This window comes from Agarivorans sp. (assembly GCF_050295395.1).
Lineage (GTDB): Bacteria > Pseudomonadota > Gammaproteobacteria > Enterobacterales > Celerinatantimonadaceae > Agarivorans.
Genome location: NZ_JBNKPP010000280.1, coordinates 1 through 4,876 on the forward strand (window position 1 = coordinate 1; position 4,876 = coordinate 4,876).

At 53.6% G+C, this 4,876-nt stretch carries 6 protein-coding genes; all 6 read right to left on the minus strand.

All coding sequences use genetic code 11. From position 1 onward, the window contains the following. The coding region (phnM, locus tag ACQY6Q_RS16625) for an alpha-D-ribose 1-methylphosphonate 5-triphosphate diphosphatase (RefSeq protein WP_427983178.1) at positions 1-868 on the minus strand (868 nt) is incomplete at its 3' end. A 26-nt stretch (positions 869-894) separates the two neighbouring features. After that, positions 895-1,596: a phosphonate C-P lyase system protein PhnL gene (gene phnL / locus ACQY6Q_RS16630; RefSeq protein WP_427983180.1), complete on the minus strand. Its 702-nt coding sequence runs from the start codon at positions 1,594-1,596 to the stop codon at positions 895-897. A 21-nt stretch (positions 1,597-1,617) separates the two neighbouring features. Next, a complete protein-coding gene (phnK, locus tag ACQY6Q_RS16635) occupies positions 1,618-2,442 on the minus strand; it encodes a phosphonate C-P lyase system protein PhnK (protein ID WP_427983182.1) in 825 nt (274 codons plus the stop codon). Beyond that, a complete protein-coding gene (locus ACQY6Q_RS16640; protein WP_427983184.1) occupies positions 2,435-3,322 on the minus strand; it encodes an alpha-D-ribose 1-methylphosphonate 5-phosphate C-P-lyase PhnJ in 888 nt (295 codons plus the stop codon). Before ACQY6Q_RS16640 ends, phnK begins: the two co-directional genes overlap by 8 nt. After that, positions 3,309-4,424 (minus strand): carbon-phosphorus lyase complex subunit PhnI, encoded by a 1,116-nt coding sequence (locus ACQY6Q_RS16645; RefSeq protein WP_427983186.1) that lies wholly within the window; start codon positions 4,422-4,424, stop codon positions 3,309-3,311. The genes ACQY6Q_RS16640 and ACQY6Q_RS16645 overlap by 14 nt, the downstream gene beginning before the upstream one ends. After that, on the minus strand, positions 4,424-4,876 hold a 453-nt coding region (gene phnH, locus ACQY6Q_RS16650), incomplete at its 5' end, for a phosphonate C-P lyase system protein PhnH (RefSeq protein ID WP_427983188.1). The genes phnH and ACQY6Q_RS16645, both read right to left, overlap by 1 nt.

Sequence of the window (4,876 nt, forward strand, 5' to 3'; positions counted from 1 at the left end):
CTAGCTCGGCGGCGGCCACATTGCCAGAGTGAGAACCGCCGCGCACGATATTAGGCGCTCCCATCATCACTTTTAGCCCAGCCTCATGCGAGGCTTTGGCGGCGGCAACGGTGGTGGGAAATTCGGCTACCGCACAGCCTAAGGCCGATGATTCTAGGGCGTGTTCTACGGTGGCATCGTCGTGGCTGGCCAAGGCGATGCCGCGTTGACGTGCCGATTGAGCGATTTGCTGGCGGTTGGCATCAGACCACTTTTCTGAAGCGGCGGTTTGCTCGGCTTCAAACTTGGCCATTTCTGCTTCGTTAAGGCCATATTTACCCATGTAATAGGTGCGGTATTTTTCACTGTCGACAAACTGGCGCTGACCGGGGGTATGATCCATTAACGACACCATCGCCACCGGGCCTTGTTCTACTAGGGCTTCAAAGGTGCTGGCGGTATCGGCATTGGGTAATTCGCAGCGCAGGTGCAGTAAGTGCTCGGCGCGGTTGAGCCCGCGCTGTTGGCTGCTAACTATGGTGTTAAGCATGCGCTCAAGGTTGGCTAATCGGGCGCCCTGATCGTTAATGTAACCCAGCGCAATGGCGTCGAGTACCGTGGTGATGCCGCTAGAGATCATTAGTGCGTCGTGGCTAGCCATGGCCGAGCCACCGGGCCAGTTTACCTTGGGGCGAGGGGTGAAAAACTTTTCTAGGTTGTCGGTATGCAGTTCCACCAGGCCGGGAAGCAAATAAGCGCCTTGGCCATCAATGGCGCTACTATGGCGACTTTGAGTATCGCTTAGCGCGACGATGCGCCCCTCTCTTACTTCTAACGAGCCGTTAACGACTTCCTGTTCAAGGATCATTTTCACATTGGTAATTATCATCGAGCTATCCTTTGTTTGGCTAAGGGCTATTCTGCGCTGGGGCTAAGGGCTTGCATGTGGTGCAGGCGGTCGGCAACTAAGTCGCGTACCCACACATCGTGAAAAATGCCAACAATGGCGGCGCCGCGTTGTTTGGCGGCGAGGATTAACTCGACCACTTGTTGGGCGTTATGTTTGTCTAGCGATGCGGTGGGTTCGTCGAGCAATAAAATTGGGTAGTCCAGAGCAAAGCCGCGGGCAATGTTCACCCGCTGCTGCTCGCCACCAGAGAAGGTAGCCGGGGCCAGCGACCATAAGCGCTGTGGCACATTAAGCTGGCTCAGTAAGTTCTGCGCCTTGGCCTTGGCGGCGCTTTCACTAAAGCCATTTTCTAGCATTGGTTGCATCACAATGTCTAAGGCTGAGAGGCGTGGGATCACCCGTAAAAATTGGCTCACCCAGCCAATGGTAGAGCGGCGCAGTGCAATAATTTGCCGTGGTGAGGCGCTGGCTAAATCAAGCCATTGTTCGCCTTGGCGTAACAGTAACTCGCCACTGTCGACTTGATAGTTACCATACAGTGAGCGCAGCAGGCTGGATTTACCCGAACCAGAGCTGCCATTGAGTACCACACATTCGCCAGCAAAAATCTCTAAGTTTTGCTGTTGTAATACGCTTAAACGCGTTGCCCCTTGGTTGTGTAATACAAAGGTTTTGTCGATGTTTTTCGCTCTCATCAGTGCTTGCATGATCGGTCCTTATTGCAGCGCTTATTGTTGTAACACGGAGGAAACTAGCAGTTGGGTATAGGCATGGTGAGGGTCATCTAGTACCTGATCACACAACCCGCTTTCTACCACTTGGCCTTGTTTCATCACCATGATGCGATCGGCTAGCAGGCGTGCTACGGCTAAGTCGTGGGTGACTATCACCACTGCCAGTTGCAGTTCACTCACCAGCTTGCGCAGCAAATCCAGCAGCCGCGCCTGTACCGATACATCCAAACCGCCGGTGGGTTCATCCATAAATACCAGCTGCGGGTGGGTGACTAGGTTGCGGGCAATTTGTAAGCGCTGTTGCATACCGCCAGAGAAGGTGAGCGGAATGTCGTCGATGCGGCTGCTATCAATTTCTACTGCGTTGAGCCAGCTAAGCGCTTGTTTTCTGATCTCGCCATAGTGGCGACAGCCTGCCTCCATCAAGCGCTCACCAATATTGCCGCCAGCCGATACCATTGGTCTTAGGCCATCTAAGGGGTGCTGATGAACAATGCCAAAGTGCTGGCGAATTATGCGGCGGCGCTGCGCTTCAGAGACTTGGTATAGTTCTACGCTGTGCTGTTCGGCGCTAAATTTCACCGTGCCAGTTTGGGGGGGGAGGCGTCCCGACAGGGTTTTTAATAGGGTGGTTTTACCCGAGCCAGATTCACCCACAATGGCTAATACTTCGCCGCGATACAGTTGTAAGTCGAGTGCTTCAAAGCCTTTACCTGGCGCGTAGAGCATGCTCAAGTTGCTGGCTTCGAGTAAAGCCTCGTTTTGCTCCGGGATTAGGGCTGGGCTGGAAGAGTTGAGCGGGGTCGCTAAATTAGTCATGCGAGACTCCTAGAGCTGCGGCTTGTTGTTGGCAATAGTCGGTATCGGAGCAGATAAACATGCGTTGGCCTTGGTCATCGATGAGTACTTCGTCGAGAAAGGTATCGTGGCTGCCACACAGGCTACAGGCTTGCTCCCAGCGTTGAATGCTGAAGGGATGGTCTTCAAAATCGAGGCTCTTTACCTCGGTATAAGGCGGAATGCAATAAATGCGCTTTTCCCGCCCCGCGCCAAATAACATCAGGGCGGGTGAGCGGTGTAGCTTAGGATTGTCAAACTTCGGAATGGGTGAAGGATCCATTAAGTACCGCTGCTGCACCATCACCGGATAGGCGTAACTGGTGGCGATATAGCCGTAGTTAACGATGTCTTCATACAGTTTCACCTGCATCGAGCCATATTCTTCCAAGGCGTGCATTTTCTTGGTCTCGGTTTCCCGAGGCTCAATGAAGCGCAAGGGCTCGGGAATGGGCACTTGAAATACCATGATTTGACCGTGTTCTAAGGGCTGCTCGGGAATACGGTGACGAGTTTGAATGACGCTGGCGTCTGTGGTGCGCACGGTGGTAGTCAGGTCGCAGACCTTGCTAAAGAACTGGCGAATCGATACCGCATTGGTGGTATCGTCGGCGCCTTGGTCGATCACTTTAAATACGTCGTCTTGCCCCAGTATTGCGGCACTTAGCATGATGCCTCCGGTGCCCCAACCATAGGGCATGGGCATTTCGCGCCCACCAAAGGGCACTTGATAACCGGGAATGGCCACCCCTTTTAGAATGGCGCGGCGGATCATCCGTTTGGTTTGTTCGTCTAAATAGCCAAAATTATAGGCTGGGCTGGCTTGCTCTAGGCTGGCCACTTGCTGGCTAAAGCTCTTCATCAGCGTCTCCTTGTTGGCGCATTTTCCGCAGCAGTTCCAGTTCCGATTGGAAATCCACGTAATGGGGCAGTTTTAGGTGAGAGACAAAGCCTGCCGCCTCCACGTTATCGGCATGGGCCAATACAAATTCTTCATCTTGGGCTGGGCTGCTTACCGGCTCGTTGTATTGCTGGCACTGCAAGGCGCGGTCTAACAGGGCTACCGCCATGGCCTTGCGTTCACTAAAGCCAAAGGCGAGGCCGTAACCGCGAGTAAAATGAGCGGCTTGGTTTTTCGGTTTAACCAAGCCATTGACCATTTCACATTCGGTGAGTAATACCGCGCCAATCTCTATGCTAAAACCGAGTTCTTCGGGGCAGACTTCAAGGGCCACTTCACCGCTGCGAATTTCACCGGCAAAGGGGTGGTTGCGCCCATAGCCGCGCTGGGTGGAATAGGCCAGCGACAGCAAAAAGCCTTCGTCGCCTCGGCTTAGCTGTTGCAGCCTTGCCGCACGAGAACAAGGGTAAGAAATCGCTTGCTGAGTAATGTCGGCGGGTGCTTCGCCGTTATCTTGCTCGGCTTGGGCAAGGCCCTGTTGCTCTAAAAGCGAAAACACTTTGCTAAAAGCTTCTGCTGCTTGGCTCTCTGATTTGGTCTCGGCCGCTGCTTGGACGCCGCTTTGAGCTGGCGCGCCGGGGTGCTCGGCTTGTTGCTCGGCTAACAGGCTAAAGTCGAGTAAGCGATGGCTGTAATCATAAGTTGGCCCTAATTGCTGGCCACCGGGCAGATCTTTAAAGCTGGCCGAGATGCGCCGTTGTACCCGCATTTTATCGGTGGCGAGCGGTTTTGCCTCTAGTAACATGGGTAAGGTGGTGCGGTAGGCGCGTAATAAAAATATTGCCTCTACTTGGTCGCCACTGGCTTGTTTTAGCGCCAGTGCGGCTAATTCGCGGTCGTAGATCCCGCCTTCGGTCATCACTCGCTCCACCGCTAGGCTCAGTTGCTGGCTAATTTGCGCCACGCTGAGTTCGGCAAGCTTGGTATCGCCGCGGCGACGCTGGGCTTGCAAGTGATGAGCCGCGGCAATGGCTTTCTCACCGCCCTTTACTGCAACATACATTAACTTAACTCCAGTCTAGTGGTGCGAGAGATCGCAATTAAGGATTGTTGGTGACAGAACATAAAATCCAGCCCTAAGGGGAAGCTATGTGCGGGTTTAAGTAAGTAGTTCAACAGCGTTTCGCTTAGATCTCCCAGATGCAGTTCGCGGCTATGCGCAATGCCGGGGCCACTCAGTCTTAAGCGTGGGCCACTGCTAAAACTACTGCTTTGCACGATGACGGTGGCGCTGTGCTCTGGGCTTAATTCTGTTCCGGCTTTTAGCTGGCTAAGGTCGATGTGGCTGTGTTGGTCTATCACTACAAAGTCGGCCTGCTCAGCGCTGCTGGCTTTAATGCCATTATGAAAGGCCAAGTTTTGCCAAACCGAGTTTAACTCGCCTTCTACTGTAGCCAGCTCAGGGCTTAGATAAAGGCTGGTATCTTGGTCACACAGGCTGAGCAGAATTTGGCT